This window comes from Demequina litorisediminis (assembly GCF_030161615.1).
In the GTDB taxonomy this organism is placed as follows: Bacteria; Actinomycetota; Actinomycetes; order Actinomycetales; family Demequinaceae; genus Demequina; species Demequina litorisediminis.
Window position 1 is genome coordinate 484047 of the sequence record NZ_BSUN01000001.1, and the last position, 18826, is coordinate 502872.

Below are 18826 nucleotides of genomic sequence, written 5' to 3' on the forward strand. Positions count from 1 at the left end.
CGAGATGTCACGTTCGACGACCTCGCGGCCCGAGGAGCGCAGCAGGCTCGATCACCGAGGCGCGGGTCACGCCTTCGAGGATGGTGCCGGTCACGCGAGGGGTCCACACCGAGCCATCGCGGCGCACGGCGAACACGTTCATGCCGCCCAGTTCCTCGATGTACCGGTCCTCACGCGCGTCCAGGAAGAGCACCTGGTCACAGCCGTGATCCTGTGCCTGCTGTTGCGGCTGCATCGACGCGGCGTAGTTTCCGGCGGTCTTGGCCTGGCCGGTGCCGCCCGCTCCCGCACGGTGGAAGCCCTGCGCCACCCAGATGGAGACCGGCTTCACACCGCCGGAGAAGTACGAGCCCACGGGGCACGCGAGGAGCATGTACTCGACTCGACGCGAGGGACGCACCGCGAGAGACGCCTCGGTGCCGATGATGAGCGGGCGCAGGTACAGGCTCGCCTCTCCCTCGGACGGCACCCAGTCACGGTCCACGCTCACGAGCGCGGAGATGGACGCCAGGAAGTCGTCCTCGGGAAGTGCCGGCAACGACAGGCGCGTGGCCGACGCCGCCATGCGGGCCGCATTCGCCTCGGGCCGGAACAACCGGACAGTGCCGTCGGCCCAGCGGTACGCCTTCAGGCCCTCAAACACCTGCTGGCCGTAGTGCAGCACCGTGGCGCCGGGATGCAAGGTGAGGTCCGCGAAGGGTTCGATGCGGTGATCAGCCCAGCCGGCATCGGGCGTCCAGGTGGCACGCGCCACGTGGTCGGTGAACACCTCGCCAAAGATCGGCGCGGCCATCAGGGTGGCGCGCTGCTCCGCCGAGGCGGGGCTCGGGTGCGGGGTGACGGCGTACTGCTCGGCGTTCACCGTGCTCCTTTCGTCCATTCCGTCACCTTAACGACGACTCACAGGGACAACGCGAACGCCTCGCCGCGCGCTCCCAGGCTCGCGGACGTACGGTCGAAGAAGCGCCGGCGACCGTCGCCGGGGACGGGAGCCACGGCCATGACCATCACGCATCTCAACCCGGCCTCCATGCAGCAATCTCAGGCGTTCTCGCAGGGCGTCGTCGCGACCGGAAGCAGGACTGTCTACGTGGGAGGCCAGAACGGGACCGACGCGCGCGGAGCCATCGAGGGCGACCTGGTGGTGCAGACCCAACAGGCGCTCCGAAACCTGCTGACGGTCCTGGCGGAAGCCGGCGCGTCCCAGGAAGACGTGTGCCACATGACCATCTACCTGTAGGCCGATCAGGACGTCCAAGAGGGCTACGGCGCCACCGTCGAGGTGTGGGGCACGCACGCCGTCCCCATCGTGGTCGTCATGGTGCCGATGCTCGGCAGGCCAGAGGCGCTGGTCGAGATCGACGCGATCGCCGTCCTCGACTAGGCGCCCGCGGGCGCCATCCGGTTGAGCCGCTCGGACATGACGAGGCCCAGCGCCACGAGCACCGCGAGGAAGTACGGCAGAATCTCGACGCCCACGGCTCCCGAGAGCAGTCCGAAGGCGGGCGGCGCGAGCGTGGAGCCTGTGTAGGCGGCGGCCATCTGAATGCCGATGATCGCCTGGGAGTTGCGGCGGCCAAAGTTGACGGGCGTGGAGTGGATGATCGCCGGGTAGATGGGCGCCGAACCGAGGCCCGCGACCACGAGCCCGGCGAGGGCGACCACGTCCGTCTCCAAGGGCAGGGCGAGCATCAGCGCGCCGACGCCCACCATCACGAAGCCTCCACGGATCAGAGCCTTGTCGCCGATGCGGTCCGCCACCACTCCCGCAAGGAACCGGCCCGCGGTGATGCCGAGCACGAACAACGAGGCGAACGCCGCCGCCGTGGCGACCTCGACCCCACGCCCGTCCACGAGGTAGGTGGAGGCCCACAGGATGGCGGTGCTCTCCAGCCCGCAGTACGCGAAGAAGGCCGCCAGAATCAGCAGCACGCCGGGGATGCGCAGCGCCGTGGCGAGCGGCACATGGCCGCCGCGCGAGGAGGCGCCGAGCGCATCGGGCTGCTCACCGGCATCGGCGGTCGCCTCACCGTCGCCCGCGGGAGCGACGGCATGGACTTTGCCCCACAGCGGCAGGCTGAACAGGAGCACGGCCGTCAGCACCGCCTGGATGACTCCGACGATGAGATATCCGCCCGACCAACCGAGCCCTGAGGTGAGCGCGTAGGCTCATGATGAACGGGCTGATCGATGCGCCCACGCCCCAGCAGGCGTGCAGCCAGTTCATGTGCCGCGCGGCGTAGTGGAGGGCCACGTAGTTGTTGAGGGCCGCGTCCACCGCGCCGGCACCCATGCCGAACGGGATTGCCCACAGGCACAGCATCCAGAACTGGTCGCTGAGCGAGAAGCCCACCAGTGCCACCGCGGTCATGCCGACGCTGACGGCGGTGACAAGACCGGCACCGAACCGTCTCGTGACCCGCTCGGACGCGAGGCTGGAGACGATGGTGCCCGCGGCGATGATCATCGTCACGAAGCCCGCGAACGACACCGGCACCCCGAGGTCCGAGTGCATGACGGGCCAGCCGGCGCCGATGAGCGAATCCGGCAGCCCGAGGCTGACGAAGGCGACGTAGATGATCGACAGGAGGAGCGAGTACACGGGGGCGTGGCCCTTTCTCAACGCGGGAAGGGTCGCGGCATGCCTCGTCGCGACAAGGCGAGCGTACACAGAATGTGGACGTTCGTACACACCCGGTGTACGTTGTCGCGCATGGCCGACCTCTCCCCCGCCGCCGACTCACGCTCCCACTACGAGCGCATGCTTGCGGGCGACCTCTACATCGCTGACGACCCGGAGATCGGACGCCGCCACCAGCACGCGGTCGGCCTCGCCGATGCCTACCATCGGGCCTGCATTGCGGGCGACGAGGGTGCACGAAGCATCCTCGACGAGCCTCGTGGGCAGCCTCGGTGAAGGCGCGCACGTGCAGTCCCCCTCTTCGTGGATTACGGAAGCAACCTCTACATTGGCGCGGGCACGTTCATCAACGCCCATCTGACCGCCCTCGATGTTGCCTCCATCACCATCGGCGAGGACTGCCAGATCGGTCCCAACGTCCAGGCTCCTCACGCCCACTCACCCCGTGGACCCTCAACTGCGCCGCGACAAGTGGGAGGCCGCGCAGCCCATCGTGATCGAGGACAACGTATGGCTGGGAGGCGGCGTCATCGTGTGCCCCGGCGTCACCATCGGAAAGGACTCGGTGGTGGGCGCAGGTTCAGTCGTGACCAAGGACATCCCGCCGGGCGTCGTAGCCGTCGGCAATCCCGCTCGAGTGATCCGCCCCGTCGCGTGAGACCTCCAGGCGACGACCTCCGTCCCGCGGGTTCACGCCGCGGGCGTCGCAACGACCCCGAGCGCCGGGACCGCATCATCGACGCGTGCCTCACGGTGATCGCGCGCGATGGCGTCGCAGGCACTTCCCACCGCAAGGTGGCGGCCGAGGCGGAGGTGCCTCTCGGGGCGATGACGTACTACTTCGACGGCATGGATGCCCTATTGCACGAAGCCTTCACGCGGTTCGCCACGTCCGTCAGCGCCCAATTTGTGCGGCGCATGGAGGCCGCCACGGACGCGCAGGCGGCTCGGGACGCGGTCGTGGCGATCATCCTCGAGGACGTCTTCCGCGACGATCGAGACCTCGTCCTCTCGCACGAGCTCTACACCCTCGCGGCAAGGGAGCCACGCTTCCGGTCCATCACCTCGGCGTGGATGGCGCGCAGTCGCGAGGCGCTCGAATTGCACTTCGATCCCGAGACCACGCGCATGCTCGACGCCCTCATCGAGGGCGTCAGCATTCACCGTGCCCTCGACGCCGAGCCGCGCGACCCGCGCGAGGTTGAGCTCGCGGTCGCGCGCATCACGCGCGCTCTCGACCGCTAGCCGCAGAGGTCGCAGATACCGGTGCCCGGAAGGTCGATGAAGCACGTGGGGCACGGCATCTCGGCAATCTCGGCACGCTTGCCCACACCCTGGAACGTGATGCGAGGAGCGGGCGCGGCCGGCTCGGCCACGGGACGCAGCGCCGATGCCACGGCCACCTTGGCCGCAGACGCCTCGGAGGGCGCGGGGGTGCCCGATGCCTCGGTCACGGCAGCGGACGCCGCCGCGGCATCGGCCGCCTGGGCAAAGCCCGGCAGGCTCAAAGAACTGGCTCTCGCCGCCCTCGGGGTGAACCGCGACGTACATCGGGGTGATGAAGGCGACGGGCTTGTCCGCGCCCAGCGGCTCGAGCGCGATGTACTGACGCGAGTCGGGGATGAAGACGTGTTCGTAGCGCAGGCCGTGGACGATCTCGCGGATGCGATCCACCGCGTTCAGCGGGAGCGCGAAGTCCGCCATGGCGGAGTCGAGGGTGCGAAAGTAGGTGCGGTATTCGAGATCCAGCGCAGAAGTCACCGGAAGATTTTGCCGCATCCGCGGTGGTACTCGTGACCACCGCGGGCGTGCTATCGGCGCTATCGCGGGTCGCGATACTTCCACATAGTCAGTGAACCGAATACTGCGACGAGCCCCGCCGCCCAACCGAGCGTGATCGCCAACTCCGAGCCGATGGTTTCGCCGTTCATCAACGCCCTCACGCCCGTGACCAGGTCGGATACGGGGTTGACGCTCACCCAGGCCTGCAGCCATCCGGGCATCGTGTCCGGGTTGACGAAGATGTTTGAGCCAAACAGCAGCGGCATCAGCACAAAACTCGCGACGCCCATGATCGCGCCGGGAGTGCGCAAGATCAGGGACAAGAACGTCCAGACCCACCCCAGGGAGAATGCGAACACGAGCAACAGCAGCACGCCGAGCACCACGCCGACGAACCCGCCCGCGGGACGCCAGCCAATCGCGAGGCACACGGCCGCCGTGACGATCGACGCCACCATGAACCGCACCGCGTCGCCCAGCAGCATGCCCACCAGGGGTGACGGTCGCCAGATGGGCAGCGAACGGAAGCGATCGAACACGCCCTTGTCGATATCTGTGCGCAGCGTGGTGCCGGTGTACATCGTGATGAACAGCACCGACTGGACGAGCACACCGGGCGCGATGTAGGCGATGTACTCGCTCACGGACCCCGCGATGGCCCCGCCGAACAGGTACGTGAACAGCAGCGTCATGACGACCGGGAACACGGTCACGTCGAAGAGCCTGTTCGGGGACGTGTTTGATCTTCAGCAGTGCGCGCCATCCGAACGTGACGGAGGTCGACAGCGCGCTGGGACGCTGCGGCCGCTCCGTGGAGGCGAGGGCGGACGCAATCGCGCTCGCCTGTGGGGCCGCGGGCTCGTCCGGCGTCGCGGCCACGGTGGCCGTGGTGGTCTCGTCGGTGGTCATGCTGCCTCCTCCTCGTCGGTCGCCTCGGCGGGCTTGCCCGTCAGCGAGAGGAACACCTCGTCCAGCGTGGGCTGGCCGAGGGAGAATTGAGCGAGGCCGATGCCCGCGTCGTCGAGCGCGGTCAAAGCGCGGGTGACGCGCCCACGGTCGTCGATCTGCGCGGTGAGCCCCTGGGGATCCTGGGGCAGTTCGACGTCAACGTCGAGTTCCCGCAGCAGGATCTGGTGAGCGGCGTCGCGGTCGGCACGGTCCATGACGCGTACGTGGAGCATGCCCGAGCCCACCGAGGCCTTGAGTTCCGTCGCCGTGCCCTCGGCGATGATCTTGCCCGCGTCGATGACGGAGATGCGGTCCGCCAGCCTGGTCCGCCTCGTCGAGGTACTGCGTGGTGAGCATCACCGTGGTGCCGTAGTCGACCATCGCGCGGATGATGTCCCAGACCTCGTTGCGGCTACGTGGGTCGAGACCGGTGGTCGGCTCGTCGAGGAACAGCAGTTCCGGCGTGACCACTATCGACGCCGCGATGTCGATGCGCCGGCGCATGCCGCCCGAGTACTTCTTGACCTGCCTGCCCGCCGCGGACCCCAGGCCGAAGGCGTCGAGGAGATCCTGCGCACGACGCGAGGCGGCCTTCGGCGTGTACCCGTACAGGCTTCGCGATGAGGCGGAGGTTCTCCATGCCGGTCAGGTCCTCGTCCACCGAGGCGAACTGGCCCGTGAGCGCCACGCGAGAGCGCACCTCGTCCGCTTGACGCCCGATGTCGTACCCCAGCACCGAGGCGCTTCCGGCATCGGGACGGATCAGCGTGGCGAGCATGCGAATCGCCGTGGTCTTGCCCGCCCCGTTGGGACCCAGGAACCCGTGGACGCCGCCGCGAGCGATGGCGAGGTCGATCCCGTCCACCGCGCGGGTCTCGCCGTACGTCTTGACGAGACCGTGCGTCTCGATGGCCAACTCCGCCATGAACCCTCCCCTGGTCAGGCATCGCCACGATGGCTAGCATGTGAACACCGTTCACATTGCCGACTCCGACAGGCTAACCGCGAGCGCAGGGAGGTGCAAGAGGTGCCGCAGATCTCCACCCCGTATCACCACGGCGACCTCCGCGCTGCGCTGATCGATGCGGGGCTCGATCTCGCCCGCACCGGAGGGCCCGACGCCGTACGAGTGCGGGAGGTGACACGGGCCGCGGGAGTCTCCCCCGCATCGGCCTACCGCCACTTTGCGGACCATCGAGCCCTTCTCGTCGCCGTCGCGCTCGGATCGCAGGACCTGCTGGCTCAGGCGATGCGCGAACGCATCTCCTCACTCGTGGCCGATGCGTCCGGCACCCAGGAGCAGGCCGTGGCACGCCTGCGCGGCGTGGGCCTTGGCTACATCGACTTCGCGCTCGCCGAGCCCGGCTGGTTCGCGCTCGCGCTGCTCACCTTTGACCCCGCGGGAGCCGCGGCGCCGTCGGTGACGGTCGCGCACGAGGTTCCGCCGCCGTTCCAACTCCTGATCGACGCCCTCGACGGATGCGTGACCGCCGGGGTGCTGTCCGCTGAGGGGCGCGTCAACGCGGAGTGGCCCTGCTGGTCGGCGGTCCATGGATTTGCCGACATCGCGACTCGGGGCCCCCTTCAGGGCCAGGACGCCCCCACCCTTGCCGCACTCGGCGTTCATGTGGTGGACCGCATCGTCGCGGGCGTCCGCTCGCGCTGAGTCACACCTCGAAGCGATACCCGGCGCCCGGATGCGTGTGGAGGTGCACCGGCGCCCCAGGATCGTCCTCGAGCCTTGCGTCGCAGTTGCGCCGTGTACACGCGCAGGTAGTTGGTTTCGGCGTCGTAGCCCGGCCCCCAGACCTCGTGGAGCAACTGGGCACGCCCCACCATGCGGCCGCGGTGGCGCACCAGCACCTCCAGCAGCGCCCATTCCGTGGGCGTCAAGCGAACCTCGTCACCGTGGCGCGCCACCGTGCGGCGCGCCAGGTCGATGCGCAGCGCACCGGCCTCGACCACGGCGGAATCCTCCTCGGCATCGGCCGGTTGGGCGCGTCGCACCGCGGCGCGCAGGCGCGCCAGCAACTCGTTCATCGCGAAGGGCTTGGTGACGTAGTCATCGGCACCCGCGTCGAGCGCATCGATCTTGTCCTCGTTCATCTGGCGCGCCGAGAGCACCACGATCGGCACGCGACTCCATCCGCGAATGCCTGCCAGCACGTCGAGCCCCGACATGTCGGGAAGCCCCAGGTCGAGCACCACCACATCTGGCCGTGACGATGCGGCGGCGTCAAGCGCGTGCGCGCCGGTCGCCGCCGTGGTCACCTCCCAGCCGTGGGCCCGCAGGTTGATCGCGAGCGCGCGAGCAAGGCCCTCATCGTCGTCGACGACGAGGACCCGGTTGCCCTGTCCGTCGCTCATGCCTGGCTCACCTCTCGATCCTCGCGAACCCGCGGCACCGTGACCACCATCGTGAGGCCACCGCCCGGCGTGTCCTCCGCCACCACCTGCGCACCGACAGTTCGTGCCAGGCCATCGGCGACGGCCAGTCCGAGGCCCACGCCACCATCGGCGCCACCGTCGAGGCGCTGAAAGGCCTCAAACATGGCCTCCTTGCGAGACTGCGGTACGCCTGGCCCCGAGTCCGCCACGCGGATCACGACCTCGGCGTCATCGGCGGCGGCGGACACGAGCACCGGCGTGCCCGCGGGAGTGTGTCGTACCGCGTTGGACACGAGGTTTTCGACCACGCGTTCCAGGAGGCCCGGGTCGGTGGACACCAGCGGCAGGTCCTCTGGCAGCGACATCCTCACGAAGGCGTGCCACGGTTCCACGGCGGCGGGCACCACCTCCTCCAGCGAGCCTGGGCCGCAGCCGGGCATGAATCACGCCGGCCTGGAGGCGAGAGAGGTCGAGCAGGTTGTCGATGAGGCGCTCGAGCCTGCCCGTGCCATCCTGAATGGTGGACGTCAGCGCGGCTCGGTCGTCGTCGTCGAGGCGAATGCCGGAGGCGAGCCCGTCCACCGCCGCACGGATCGCCGCCAGCGGCGTGCGCAGGTCGTGCGACACGGCGGCGAGCAGCGCGTTTCTGGTGCGTTCGGAGGCCTCGAGTTTGCGCGCGGCCTCGGCCTCCTGCCTCAGGCGCCGATGCTCCAGGACGATGCGCATCTGGCTTCCGAAGGCCTCGGCGACCTCGCGATCGCTTCCGGCGAGGGTGCGTCCGCACAGCACCATGCGATGGAGTTCGTCGATGTCCACCACGGCCGGATCGCGGTGGTGGCCGTCGGCGCCGTCGGCCGCGAGGACCTTCCAGGGGCCGCGTGCGCTGGCTCGCTCCTCGAGGCGCACCTGGTCGAGGACGAAGACCTCTCGCAGGCGGCTCACGATCGCATCTGCGGTGTCCTCTCCCGAGAGCACGGAGCGCGACAGCGCGGCCAGGGTCGAGGCCTCCGCTCGGGCCCGGTACGCCTGCGCGGTGCGGCGTGATGCGAGGTCGACCACGGAGGCGACGGCCGCGGCCACCACGACGAACACGATGAGCGCCAGCACGTCGCTCGGCTGGTCGATCACCAGCCGGCCCGTGGGCTCCGTGTGCATGAGGTTGAGGGCGACGAACGACAACACCGCCGCGACGAGCGCGGACCACAGCCCTCCGATGAGAGCCACGCCCACCACCACGGCCGCCTGCAGCATCAGCGCCGCGGACAGGTCATCGTTTCCCGCCGCGCCGTGATCGGCCACCCATGCCACGACGATGGGCGCCACGATGGCCGCGACCCAGCCTGCCACCCTGCGCCCGCGCGACATCGAGGATGTGCGAGACGGAGCGTGCACCCCCACGCCCGCATGTTCATGTGTCACGAGGTGAACGTCGATGGCTCCGGATAGCCGGGCGATCGCATCGGCCGAGGAGCCGGTGAAGGCCTGACGCCAGCGCGAGTGACGCGACACGCCCACCACGATCATGGTGGCGTTGACGCCGCGCGCGAAGTCCACGACGGCGGCCGCGACGTCCTCGCCTGCGACGGTATGAAACGTGCCGCCCAAGGACTCGATGAGCACACGCTGGGCGGCGATGGCGGCGGGCGGCGCCGCGGGCAATCCATCGGTGGGGAGCACATGCACGGCCACCAACTCGGCACCGGCGGAGCGCTGCGCGATGCGGGCCGCGCGGCGAATCAGGCCCTCGCTCTCGTCGCCGCCGGTCACGGCGACCACGATGCGCTCGCGTGCCGGCCACGTCGCGTCGATCTCATGGTCGGCGCGGTACCGCGTGAGCGCGTCATCCACCCTGTCGGCGAGCCACAGCAGCGCGAGTTCCCGCAGCGCCGTGAGGTTGCCCTCGCGGAAGTACTTGCCGAGCGAGGCATCCACCTGGTCCGCCCGGTAGATGTTGCCGTGCGCGAGACGCCTCCTCAGTTGCTGCGGCGACAGGTCGACGAGCCTGGATCTGATCGGCCTCGCGCACCACCTGATCCGGGACCGTCTCGCGCTGGCGCACGCCCGTGATGGCCTGGACATCGTCCACGAGCGACGCGAGGTGCTGCACGTTGACGGTGGTCACGACGTCGATGCCTGCGTCGAGGAGCACCATGACGTCCTGCCAGCGCTTGGGACGGACCGCTCCTGGCGCGTTGGTGTGAGCCAACTCGTCCACGAGCGCCACATCGGGCGCCCGGGCGATGACGGCATCGACGTCGAGGTCGGCCAGCGTGACGCCGCGGTGCGCGAAGACGCGGCGCGGGATGACCTCGAGGTCTCCGATCTTCTCCTCGGTAGCGGCGCGGCCGTGGGTCTCGACCAGGCCGATCACCACGTCGGTGCCGCGCAGCCGACGCCGCTCCGCCTCATCGAGCATCGCGAACGTCTTGCCGACGCCCGGGGCGGCGCCCAGGTAGACGGTGAGGCGTCCTCGCGTCGACGGCGAGTCGGAAGCGGCGTCACTGCAGCAGCAACGGTCATGGTCACATTGTGTCCGTGGGCGCCGCCTGCTCGAGGGACGTGTTTAGGGCGAGTACGTCGACGTAGGGGTCTCCCAGCACGCCGAGCGTCCGCTCCTGAGTCGCGTCCTCGACAAGCGCGGAGACCGCGTCCTCCGTGAGTCCCCGTTCCTGGGCCACGCGCGGCACCTGAAGCGCGGCGTAGGCGGGGCTAATGGACCCGTCGAGGCCGGACCCGGACGCCGTCACGGCATCGGCCGGGACCTCGGAGACGTCGACGCCTTCGCGCTGCGCCACCTGGGCGCGGCGCTCGGTGATGGTGGCGACGAGGTCGGGGCTCTCGGGCCCCAAGTTGGAGCCGCCGGAGGCGAGCGTGTCGTACCCGTCGCCCGCCGCGGAGGGCCGGGACTGAAACCACTCGTCGCCCTCGAAGGCCTGGCCGATGAGGGCGGAACCCGCGGCCTCAGCGCGGTCCGTGGTGTGCTCGCCCGTGGCCGTGACGAGCGAGCCCGCCGCTTGCCACGGGAAAGCGACCTTGGCGACGCCGGTGATCAGGAGCGGGTACGCGACCCCGCACACCACGGTGAACGCGGCAAGCATCTTGAGACCCGTGCCCGAGGCGCGCACGAGTGCACGCAGTGAGGTGGAGGTGGTGAGTCGGATGGAGTGCATGCGATTTCCTTAAGGGCGGGCGGTCAGAGGCCCAGGACGGTGAGGATCATGTCGATGACCTTGATCCCGAGGAACGGGGCGATGAGGCCGCCGATGCCGTAGATCCACAGGTTGCGGGCGAGGAGCGCGGATGCGCTCGACGGGCGATACTTCACGCCCTTGAGGGCGAGGGGCACGAGCGCCACGATGATGAGCGCGTTGAAGATCACGGCCGATGCGATCGCCGTATCCGGGCTACTGAGCCCCATGATGTTGAGCGCGTCGAGTCCGGGAATCAGGGGCGCGAACATCGCCGGCAGGATCGCGAAGTACTTCGCGACATCGTTCGAGACCGAGAACGTGGTCAGCGCTCCCCTGGTGATGAGCAACTGCTTGCCGATCTCCACGATCTCGATGAGCCTTGGTGGGATCCGAGTCGAGGTCCACCATGTTGCCGGCTTCCTTCGCCGCGGACGTGCCGGAGGCCATCGCCACGCCCACGTCTGCCTGCGCGAGGGCGGGGGCGTCGTTGGTGCCGTCGCCTGCCATCGCGACCAGGCGGCCGCCGGCCTGCTCCCGCTTGATGAGCGCGAGCTTGTCCTCCGGGGTGGCCTCGGCGAGCACGTCGTCGACCCCCGCCTCGGCGGCGATGGCGCGTGCCGTGATCGCGTTGTCGCCCGTCACCATCACGGTGCGGATGCCCATCGCGCGCAGCCGGTCGAACCGCTCGCGCATGCCGGGCTTGACCACGTCCTTGAGGTGGATCACGCCGAGCGCCGTGGCAACGCCGTCCCCCACCTGCCTGGCGATCACGAGCGGCGTCCCGCCTTCACGCGAGACCGCGGCCACCGCATCGGCCACGGCCTGGTCGACGGCCGATGCCTCGGCGAGGTGAGCGTCCGCGTCACCGCGGGTGGCGTCGATCCAGGCCTGCACGGCGCTCGCCGCGCCCTTGCGCAGCACGATGGCGCGCTCCGCATGGCCCGCGGGGATGTCGATGCCCGACATCCGCGTGTGCGCCGAGAACTCCACGAGCGTGGCGTGCGCGGGAAGCGACGAGGTATCGGCATCGGGGCGTGCGTCCACGAGTTCCACGATGGAACGCCCCTCCGGGGTGTCGTCCGCGAGGGACGCGAGGCGGGCGGCGTTCGCGAGATCGGCCTGCGTCACCCCCGGCGCGGGGATGAGGTCGCTGGCGCGGCGATTACCGAAGGTGATGGTGCCCGTCTTGTCGAGCAGCAGGACGTCCACATCACCAGCGGCCTCGACGGCGCGGCCCGAGGTCGCCAGCACGTTGCGCTGGACCAGCCGGTCCATGCCCGCGATGCCGATCGCGGATAGCAGCGCGCCGATTGTGGTGGGGATGAGGCACACGAGCAGCGCGACGAGCACCACGATGTCCTGGCGAGCATCGCTGAACACGGCGAATGCCTGCAGCGTGGCGACGGCCAGCAGGAACACCACCGTCAGCGAGCCTCAGCAAGAGTCCGAGGGCGATCTCGTTGGGAGTGCGGCGCCGTTCCGAGCCCTCCACGAGGGCGATCATGCGGTCCACGAAGCCGTCGCCGGGACGGGCGGTGATGCGCACCACGATGCGATCCGACAGCACCACGGTGCCGCCGGTGACGGCGCAGCGATCGCCGCCGGATTCGCGGATCACGGGCGCCGATTCACCAGTGATGGCGGACTCGTCGACTGACGCGATGCCCGCCACCACGTCGCCGTCGCCGGGAATGACCTGACCCGCCTCGACCACCACGAGCGACCCTACGGTGAGGTCGCCCGAGGGGACCTCGACGGGTGACCACGACTCGGGACGGTCGAGGTCCGCATCGGCGGTCAACAGGTGGGCGACGGTGTGCTGCTGGGTGGCGCGCAGTGATGCCGCCTGCGCCTTGCCACGCGCCTCGGCGATCGCCTCGGCGAGGGCCGCGAAGAAGGCGGTGGCCCATAACCACACCGTGACCAGCCAGCCGAACACACTGGGCTGGACGACGGCGAGCACCGTGGTCAGCGCGGCGCCCGCCTCGACGATCAGGAGGACGGGCGAGCGCCACAACTTGCGGGGGTCGAGGCCGCGTGCGGCTCCCGGCAGGGCGGCGCGCACCTGGGTCCACGAGAGTCCGCGTGAGGGTGCCGTGGGTGCGGCGGCTGCCGGGGCATCGGCCGGAGAAAGGGTGGTGGTCATGACAGCGCCTCCGCGAGGGGACCGAGGGACAGGACGGGAAGGAACGTGAGCCCCACAACGACCACCGCGACGGCGGCGACGAGGCCCACAAAGAGCGGCCGATGCGTGGGCAGGGTGCCTGCCGACGTGGGTACCGTGCGTTGAGAGGACAGGCGTCCCGCCAGGGCAAGCACGATGAGGATCGGCACGAAGCGCCCGAGCAGCATGGCGACGCCGAGCGCGGTGTTGTAGAAGCCCGTGCCGGTCGCAAGTCCCGCGAAAGCGGAACCGTTGTTGTTGCCAGCGGACGCGAACGCGTACAGCACCTCGGACAGCCCGTGCGGCCCGTCCTCCTGGATGCCGGCCACGCCGGCGTCGACGGAGACCGCGAGGGCCGCACCGGTGAGGACGATCGCGGGGGTGGTCAGGATGTACATCGCCACGAGCGTCATCTCGCCCTGACCGATCTTCTTGCCCAGGTATTCGGGGGTGCGCCCCACCATGAGACCCGCGACGAAGACGGCGAGGATGGCGATGATGAGCATGCCGTAGAGGCCTGCGCCCACCCCGCCGGGGGCCACCTCACCGAGCAGCATGTCGACCATGAGCACGGCGCCACCGGGGGCCGTGAAGGAATCGTGCATGGAGTTGACGGCGCCCGTGGACGTCGCCGTGGTGGAGACCGCGAAGAGCGCGCTGGCGGCCGTGCCGAAGCGCCCCTCCTTGCCCTCCATGGCGGCACCCGCAAGCCTGTGGCGCGGTGCCGGGACCGGCCATCTCCGCCCACGTGGTGAGCACGAGCGCGCCGACCCAGATGGTCGCCATGGCGCCGAGGATGGCCCAGCCCTGGCGACGGTCGCCGACCATGATGCCGAAGGTGCGCGGCAGCGCCGAGGGGATGAGCAGCAGGAGGAAGATCTCGAACAGGTTGGTCAGGTGGGTGGGGTTCTCGTACGGGTGGGCGGAGTTGGCGTTGAAGAAGCCGCCTCCGTTGGTGCCGAGCTCCTTGATCGCTTCCTGCGACGCGACGGGGCCGCCGAGCGCGGTCTGCGTGCCGCCCTGAAGCGTCGACATTGCGGAGTGAGGGTCGAGGTTCTGGATGACGCCCTGGGCGACGAGCACGATGGCCGCCACCATGGACAGGGGCAGCAGGATGCGCACCACGCCGCGGGTGAGGTCTGCCCAGAAGTTGCCGATGCGGCCATCGGTGCCGGAGCGGGCGAACCCGCGAATGAGGGCGACGGCGACCGCGAGTCCCACCGCGGCGGACACGAAGTTCTGGACCGCGAATCCGGCCATCTGCAGCAGGTGGCCGGTGGCGGCCTCTCCGGAGTACCACTGCCAGTTGGTGTTGGTGGTGAAGGCGACGGCGGTGTTCCAGGCTCCCGCGGGGTCGAGGCCGGTGAAGCCGAGGTTCCATGGCAGGTGCGCCTGGAGCCGGCCGAGCGCGTAGAGGGCGAGGACGGACACACCGGAGAATCCGAGCACCTGCATGGCGTAGGTCCGCCAGCGCTGGTCGGTGTGGGCGTCGATGCGCAGGACGCGGTACCACGCGGACTCGATGCGCCAGTCCTTGGGCGACGAGTAGACGCGCGCCATGTAGCCGCCGAGGGGGCGTGGGCGAGGGCGAGGAGCGCGATGAGGATGCCCGCTTGGCCCACCGCTGCGAGCACGTCGGTCGAGGTGTTCATCGCGTCACCGTCCCGACGCGTCGCGCAGCATGAGCGCGATCACGTAGACGGCGGCCGCGGCAAGGGCCGCGACGAAGGCGAGGTCCGCGGCGGTCACTTGGCGCCTCGCCGGATCAGCAGCGCGAGGAGGCCGAAGGCGGCGACCGTGAGGGCGATGTAGATGAGATCGTTCACGGCTCCCGGTCTACTCGCGGGATCCGGCGCCAACCAGGCGCGTTAACGGTTCCTTGACGGGGCGTACGGCAACGCTGACGGGGTCTTGACGAGCGTGGGGGCGATGGCCCTGGTGTCGCTATGCGAAGAAGGCGGGAGGCGCGTCAGGTGTGGCCGCCGGGGCATCGGTCCGCCGTGGCTTCACGATCAGCGCGACCACGAGCATCACCAACGACACGATGGCGCCGAGGAACACGAGGAGGGCGTAGACGACCCACATCATGCCGGCGTCCAACACGGGCGTGGTCGCGCTCCACACACAGGTGAGCAGGAGCCCCATCCACAGCACTTCCGCCGTCGCCGCGACCGCGATCAGCACGCGGCCATGCCCGCGCTTCGAGGACCACCGGTCGTGGGCGAAAAACCGGAGAACTGCGGCCACCATGAAGAGCGGGTTGACGAGCAGGAGCCCACCCAGTGCGTCGAACCCGCCATCAACGACACTGGTGGCAACGTCGGCGGGAACCTCGGCAGTTGCGTTACTGGCACGCATCGGGATGAGCGCGCCGATGATGAACACACCGACCATGGTGGCGGCGGTTCCATAAACCACGCACATGCGCGGAGTCATGAGTCGTCCTGACATCGCATCCCCCGGAAGCGTCGGTGTCGCGGCGGCACCGGTACCGCTGGTGGGGATCTTACGGCCGGCGCGCTACTGCTGCTTGACGCGAGTGGTGTGGGCGGCGATGTCTCGCAGTTCGTCGGCGGTCATGCGTCGGCCATATCCGGGGGTGTCGCGCTCCAGGCGCCAGGTTGTCCTTAAGGCGACCGAGGTCCACCACGTCGTAGCCCACCGAGTTGATGAACGCAGCGGCCACGTGCTTGGACGACGGGTCGTCACCGAAGACCGCGAGCGCGCGGCGATCGGGGGTGCCCGCCGGGGTGGCGTGTGCCGGTATGTCCTTGGCGTTGATGTGGTTGAACGCCTTGACCACGTGCGACTGGGGCAGGTGCTTCTGGAGCAGTTGGCTGGTGGTCGAGACGTTGCTGTCGAGCGACGCGATGCGTCCGTCACGGCCCGGGTAATAGTTGTTCGCATCCAGGACGATGGTGCCGCGCAACGGCTCGGTAGGCAGGTCATCGATCGCACTGAGCGGGATCGCCACGAGGACGATGTCACCGGCGGCGGCCGCCTGCTCCACGGTCGCGGCGCGCGCATGCGCGGGCCCGAGTTCCGCGATGACGTCGCCGAGCGTCTCGGGCCCACGGGAGTTGGCAATCACCACCCGATGCCCGGCCGCGATCGCAGCCTTCGCGACGTTCACGCCGATGTTGCCCGCACCGATGATGCCCAGAGTCGTCATGGCAGGGTCAACGTGGCGGGGGCTCGTGCGTATTCCGGTGGCGGGCACGGGCTAGGCTTGCGCCCGTGATTTGCGGCAAGCCTGCGCACATGGAATCGCTTGCGAGCGCCTCGTTGCGCAGCCGCGTGTTCGACGAGCCTCACCCGAACTATGCCGTCCTCCACTCTGGTCGACCGACGCGAGTTGCTTGATTTCACTGTGGACGGTCAACCGCTTCCCCTCATCGACTACTCAAGGGGCATCAGGAACCCTAAGCAGGCTCGACGCGACTCTGAGCGTCGTCTCCTCAGCCGATGGCCCCTACTCGGACGAGCAGGTTGCGCCAGGGATCTGGCGGTACGACTTCCGCGCAGGTGGCACCGGTGGCGACAATCGGAAACTGATCGAGGCGCACCGCCTTGGCGTTCCTATCGTGTTGTTTCGCAAGGCTCCGCCCCAATGTCTACCAGGCCGTCTACCCCGCGCGAGTCGCGCACGTGGACCTGGACCGCTCACAGGTCCTCATCAGCCTCGAGGAACTCTCGGGCTTCGCCGACCACGAACAGTCCAGCGTGGAACGAGAGTGGGCCGAGTACATCGCCAAGCGGCGTGTGCACCAACCGGCGTTCCGCGCCATGGTGATGCGCGCATATGAGACGCAGTGCACGGTGTGCCGCTTCAAGCACGGAGAACTGCTCGACGCGGCCCACATCACTGCAGATTCAGACGCCGCGGGCGACGCTACCGTCACCAATGGCATGGCAATGTGCAAGATCCATCACGCTGCCTACGACCAGAACTTTCTCGGCGTCAGCGCCGACTACCGCATCCACATCAACGCGGCCCTGCTCGAGGAGATAGATGGACCCATGCTCAAGCACGGCCTCCAAGAAATGCATGGAACTCGCATTACGCTCCCGCAGTCGACGAGGGATCTGCCGGACCGTGACCGTCTCTCAGCACGCTTCAAGGCGTTCCTCGACACCTCCGGCTAGGCACCTCGCGCGCCTTCCGCGCGCCAGACGTACCCTGCGAAGTATGGGACGTCTCATCGTCGAACAGCATGTGACCGCCGATGGCTTCGCTGCGGGGCCGAACGGTGAGCCTCGATTGGGTCGATAGGCTCGGTGTCTGAGCCGGGCCCCATGGTGGAGCAAGCACTCGGCGAGTTGGAGCACGCGGACGCGATCGTGCTGGGCGCCACCACGTATCGGCTCTTCATCGCGTACTGGCCTACCGCATCGGCCGACCCTCTGGCGGAGCCCATCAACCGCCTGCCCAAGCACATCGTGTCGTCGACCTTGCCCGAGGCACCGTGGGGTGAGCACACCGCCGCGACCCTCGAGCCTGGAGACCCCATCGCCACTGCGGACCGCCTCAAGGCGACCTACGCGCGCGACATCATCGTGTGGGGAAGCCTTCAGTTGGCGAGCACTCTCATGGAGGCCGGCCGCATCGACGAGGTGAGACTCCGCGTCGCTCCGGTGGCCATCGGCCAAGGGATTCCGCTCTGGGATCTCGACTTCGCCCGCCGGCACCTCAATCTCGTGTCCGCCACTCCCCTGGAGACCGGCCAGGTGACGCTGATCTACGACGTCGCTTAGGCAGCCTTCGCCTTCACCACCACCGGCACCGTCGCCCACCACCGCTCCAGCAGCCGCGCATGGTCCTCGGGGGCGTCAATCCAGGGCATATGCCCCTCCCCGTGCCTCACACACACCGTGCTCGATGGCACACCAGAAGCCCAGTCCCGCACCCGCGCCTGGGACGCAAAAGGGTCTCGATCGCCGATGACCCACAACACCGGCGTCTGGAGCCGCGCCAGGTCCGTGGAGCCCACGGCCCAGCCACGGCGAAGGCCGCGCCACGAGGCCACCGCACGCATCAGGGCGAGGTCGTTCGCATAGGTCTCCGTGTCACGGGCGAGCGCGACACGCCACGCGAAGTCCTCTGGCCCCAGACCGCCACGTGAGAGGGCCGGTCCGTGGCCGATGATCCGCAGCGACCTGCGCAAGTCCCGCTCCCGCACGGGGAAGCGCCCCACGAGCGCCGCGACCGGAGCAACGGTGGCCGCCCGCATGTGCCAGGGCAGCCGCATGCCCCGGACGGCAGGTGCACCCTCGAGCGTGACCGACCGCACCAGGTCGGGCCGCGAGGCCGCAAGCAGCAGCACGGGCATCGCGCCCGCGGAACTTCCCACCAGGTCGACCGGCCCGTCCGCGAGCGCCTCGATGGTCGCCGCAAGGAACCCCGAGGCGTGCGCGCGCAACGCGGCCGCGTCACCACCCCAGTCGAGCGGGTCGCTCGCCCCGCACCCAGGTCGGTCTACCACCAGGGCGCGGACGCCGCGCATCTGCTGGACCAGCGGCGCGAACATTCCGCCCGCCGACGGCGAACCATGGACGAACACCACGTCGCGCCCCGCGCCATGCTCCAGCACTCTCACGGCACCGCCGCCGGCATGGGGCACGCGGTGCTCAGTCCCCGCGATGCCTCGGGCGGCCCACATGGCCCGCTCTGCCGCCACGTAACGGCCGCTGTTTCGCACCCTGGCCACGGCG

19 protein-coding genes and 5 pseudogenes are annotated in these 18826 nt (G+C 69.3%); 6 read left to right on the top strand and 18 right to left on the bottom strand.

Annotated elements, in window-relative coordinates:
• Window positions 1-7: 7 nt before the first annotated feature.
• Window positions 8-862, bottom strand: a complete 855-nt coding sequence (locus QQK48_RS02960) for a branched-chain amino acid aminotransferase (protein ID WP_348523415.1) — start codon at window positions 860-862, stop codon at window positions 8-10.
• Window positions 863-1000: 138 nt separating this feature from the next.
• On the opposite strand from QQK48_RS02960, the gene QQK48_RS02965 reads away from it, so the two are divergent.
• Window positions 1001-1240: a RidA family protein gene (locus tag QQK48_RS02965; RefSeq protein ID WP_284327426.1), complete on the top strand. Its 240-nt coding sequence runs from the start codon at window positions 1001-1003 to the stop codon at window positions 1238-1240.
• Window positions 1241-1380: 140 nt separating this feature from the next.
• Here the strand turns inward: QQK48_RS02965 and QQK48_RS02970 are convergent, their stop codons facing one another.
• Together QQK48_RS02970 and QQK48_RS02975 are read right to left on the bottom strand one after the other, a co-directional pair.
• The gene (locus QQK48_RS02970; RefSeq protein WP_431308280.1) at window positions 1381-2103 is read right to left on the bottom strand and encodes an MFS transporter; all 723 of its coding nucleotides are present in this window, start codon (window positions 2101-2103) and stop codon (window positions 1381-1383) included.
• Window positions 2027-2602, bottom strand: coding sequence for an MFS transporter (locus QQK48_RS02975; protein ID WP_284327428.1), 576 nt, complete (start codon window positions 2600-2602; stop codon window positions 2027-2029). The genes QQK48_RS02970 and QQK48_RS02975 overlap by 77 nt, the downstream gene beginning before the upstream one ends.
• A gap of 111 nt (window positions 2603-2713) precedes the next feature.
• Here QQK48_RS02975 and QQK48_RS21115 point away from each other — a divergent pair.
• Window positions 2714-3299 (top strand): annotated as a pseudogene (locus tag QQK48_RS21115) (sugar O-acetyltransferase).
• Window positions 3296-3886: a TetR/AcrR family transcriptional regulator gene (locus QQK48_RS02985; RefSeq protein ID WP_284327429.1), complete on the top strand. Its 591-nt coding sequence runs from the start codon at window positions 3296-3298 to the stop codon at window positions 3884-3886. Before QQK48_RS21115 ends, QQK48_RS02985 begins: the two are co-directional and overlap by 4 nt.
• Here QQK48_RS02985 and QQK48_RS02990 read toward each other — a convergent pair.
• The 5 genes and pseudogenes from QQK48_RS02990 to QQK48_RS18920 all read right to left on the bottom strand — a co-directional run.
• The gene (locus QQK48_RS02990; RefSeq protein WP_284327430.1) at window positions 3883-4149 is read right to left on the bottom strand and encodes a hypothetical protein; all 267 of its coding nucleotides are present in this window, start codon (window positions 4147-4149) and stop codon (window positions 3883-3885) included. The two genes, QQK48_RS02985 and QQK48_RS02990, sit on opposite strands and share 4 nt — an antisense overlap.
• Window positions 4150-4461: 312 nt before the next feature.
• Window positions 4462-5136, bottom strand: a complete 675-nt coding sequence (locus QQK48_RS02995) for an ABC transporter permease (RefSeq protein WP_284327431.1) — start codon at window positions 5134-5136, stop codon at window positions 4462-4464.
• Window positions 5137-5328: 192 nt separating this feature from the next.
• Entirely contained in the window at window positions 5329-5586 is a 258-nt protein-coding gene (locus QQK48_RS18910; protein WP_348523418.1) for a hypothetical protein, read from the bottom strand.
• Entirely contained in the window at window positions 5528-5983 is a 456-nt protein-coding gene (locus tag QQK48_RS18915; protein ID WP_348523742.1) for an ATP-binding cassette domain-containing protein, read from the bottom strand. Before QQK48_RS18915 ends, QQK48_RS18910 begins: the two co-directional genes overlap by 59 nt.
• A 46-nt stretch (window positions 5984-6029) precedes the next feature.
• Window positions 6030-6296 (bottom strand): annotated as a pseudogene (locus QQK48_RS18920) (ATP-binding cassette domain-containing protein); the annotation flags it as partial.
• A 102-nt stretch (window positions 6297-6398) separates the two neighbouring features.
• Here QQK48_RS18920 and QQK48_RS03005 point away from each other — a divergent pair.
• Window positions 6399-7037, top strand: coding sequence for a TetR/AcrR family transcriptional regulator (locus QQK48_RS03005; RefSeq protein ID WP_284327432.1), 639 nt, complete (start codon window positions 6399-6401; stop codon window positions 7035-7037).
• Between the two features lies 1 nt (window position 7038).
• Here QQK48_RS03005 and QQK48_RS03010 read toward each other — a convergent pair.
• The 9 genes and pseudogenes from QQK48_RS03010 to QQK48_RS03050 form a co-directional block, all read right to left on the bottom strand.
• Window positions 7039-7738: pseudogene (locus tag QQK48_RS03010) on the bottom strand (response regulator transcription factor).
• Complete coding sequence (locus QQK48_RS03015) at window positions 7735-8097, bottom strand: sensor histidine kinase (RefSeq protein ID WP_284327433.1); 363 nt, start codon at window positions 8095-8097, stop codon at window positions 7735-7737. Before QQK48_RS03015 ends, QQK48_RS03010 begins: the two are co-directional and overlap by 4 nt.
• The gene (locus QQK48_RS03020; RefSeq protein ID WP_284329289.1) at window positions 7988-9709 is read right to left on the bottom strand and encodes a DUF4118 domain-containing protein; all 1722 of its coding nucleotides are present in this window, start codon (window positions 9707-9709) and stop codon (window positions 7988-7990) included. The genes QQK48_RS03015 and QQK48_RS03020 overlap by 110 nt, the downstream gene beginning before the upstream one ends.
• On the bottom strand, window positions 9600-10175 hold the full coding sequence (locus tag QQK48_RS03025) for a histidine kinase (RefSeq protein WP_284327434.1): 576 nt from the start codon (window positions 10173-10175) through the stop codon (window positions 9600-9602). The genes QQK48_RS03020 and QQK48_RS03025 overlap by 110 nt, the downstream gene beginning before the upstream one ends.
• A 106-nt stretch (window positions 10176-10281) precedes the next feature.
• The gene (gene kdpC, locus QQK48_RS03030) at window positions 10282-10929 is read right to left on the bottom strand and encodes a potassium-transporting ATPase subunit KdpC (protein ID WP_284327435.1); all 648 of its coding nucleotides are present in this window, start codon (window positions 10927-10929) and stop codon (window positions 10282-10284) included.
• A gap of 23 nt (window positions 10930-10952) precedes the next feature.
• A pseudogene (gene kdpB, locus QQK48_RS03035) lies at window positions 10953-13096 on the bottom strand (potassium-transporting ATPase subunit KdpB).
• Window positions 13093-14766: pseudogene (kdpA, locus tag QQK48_RS03040) on the bottom strand (potassium-transporting ATPase subunit KdpA). Before kdpA ends, kdpB begins: the two co-directional pseudogenes overlap by 4 nt.
• Window positions 14767-15058: 292 nt before the next feature.
• Complete coding sequence (locus QQK48_RS03045) at window positions 15059-15508, bottom strand: hypothetical protein (protein ID WP_284327436.1); 450 nt, start codon at window positions 15506-15508, stop codon at window positions 15059-15061.
• A 112-nt stretch (window positions 15509-15620) separates the two neighbouring features.
• Window positions 15621-16286: an NADPH-dependent F420 reductase gene (locus QQK48_RS03050; RefSeq protein ID WP_348523419.1), complete on the bottom strand. Its 666-nt coding sequence runs from the start codon at window positions 16284-16286 to the stop codon at window positions 15621-15623.
• Between the two features lie 398 nt (window positions 16287-16684).
• Here QQK48_RS03050 and QQK48_RS03055 point away from each other — a divergent pair, with 398 nt between their 5' ends.
• Together QQK48_RS03055 and QQK48_RS03060 are read left to right on the top strand one after the other, a co-directional pair.
• The gene (locus QQK48_RS03055) at window positions 16685-17260 is read left to right on the top strand and encodes an HNH endonuclease (RefSeq protein WP_284327438.1); all 576 of its coding nucleotides are present in this window, start codon (window positions 16685-16687) and stop codon (window positions 17258-17260) included.
• Between the two features lie 132 nt (window positions 17261-17392).
• The gene (locus QQK48_RS03060; RefSeq protein ID WP_284327439.1) at window positions 17393-17869 is read left to right on the top strand and encodes a dihydrofolate reductase family protein; all 477 of its coding nucleotides are present in this window, start codon (window positions 17393-17395) and stop codon (window positions 17867-17869) included.
• On the opposite strand, the gene QQK48_RS03065 is transcribed toward QQK48_RS03060, so the two are convergent.
• Complete coding sequence (locus QQK48_RS03065) at window positions 17866-18822, bottom strand: alpha/beta fold hydrolase (RefSeq protein WP_284327440.1); 957 nt, start codon at window positions 18820-18822, stop codon at window positions 17866-17868. The two genes, QQK48_RS03060 and QQK48_RS03065, sit on opposite strands and share 4 nt — an antisense overlap.
• Window positions 18823-18826 lie beyond the last annotated feature (4 nt).

Excerpts from the sequence above, each read along its gene's own strand:
- QQK48_RS03045 (WP_284327436.1), bottom strand. The coding sequence starts at position 15,508 with ATGGTCGGTGTGTTCATCATCGGCGCGCTCATCCCGATGCGTGCCAGT.
- QQK48_RS03025 (WP_284327434.1), bottom strand. The coding sequence starts at position 10,175 with ATGCTCGATGAGGCGGAGCGGCGTCGGCTGCGCGGCACCGACGTGGTG.
- kdpC (WP_284327435.1), bottom strand. The coding sequence starts at position 10,929 with ATGCACTCCATCCGACTCACCACCTCCACCTCACTGCGTGCACTCGTG.
- QQK48_RS02965 (WP_284327426.1), top strand. The coding sequence starts at position 1,001 with ATGACCATCACGCATCTCAACCCGGCCTCCATGCAGCAATCTCAGGCG.
- QQK48_RS03050 (WP_348523419.1), bottom strand. The coding sequence starts at position 16,286 with ATGACGACTCTGGGCATCATCGGTGCGGGCAACATCGGCGTGAACGTC.
- QQK48_RS18910 (WP_348523418.1), bottom strand. The coding sequence starts at position 5,586 with ATGGACCGTGCCGACCGCGACGCCGCTCACCAGATCCTGCTGCGGGAA.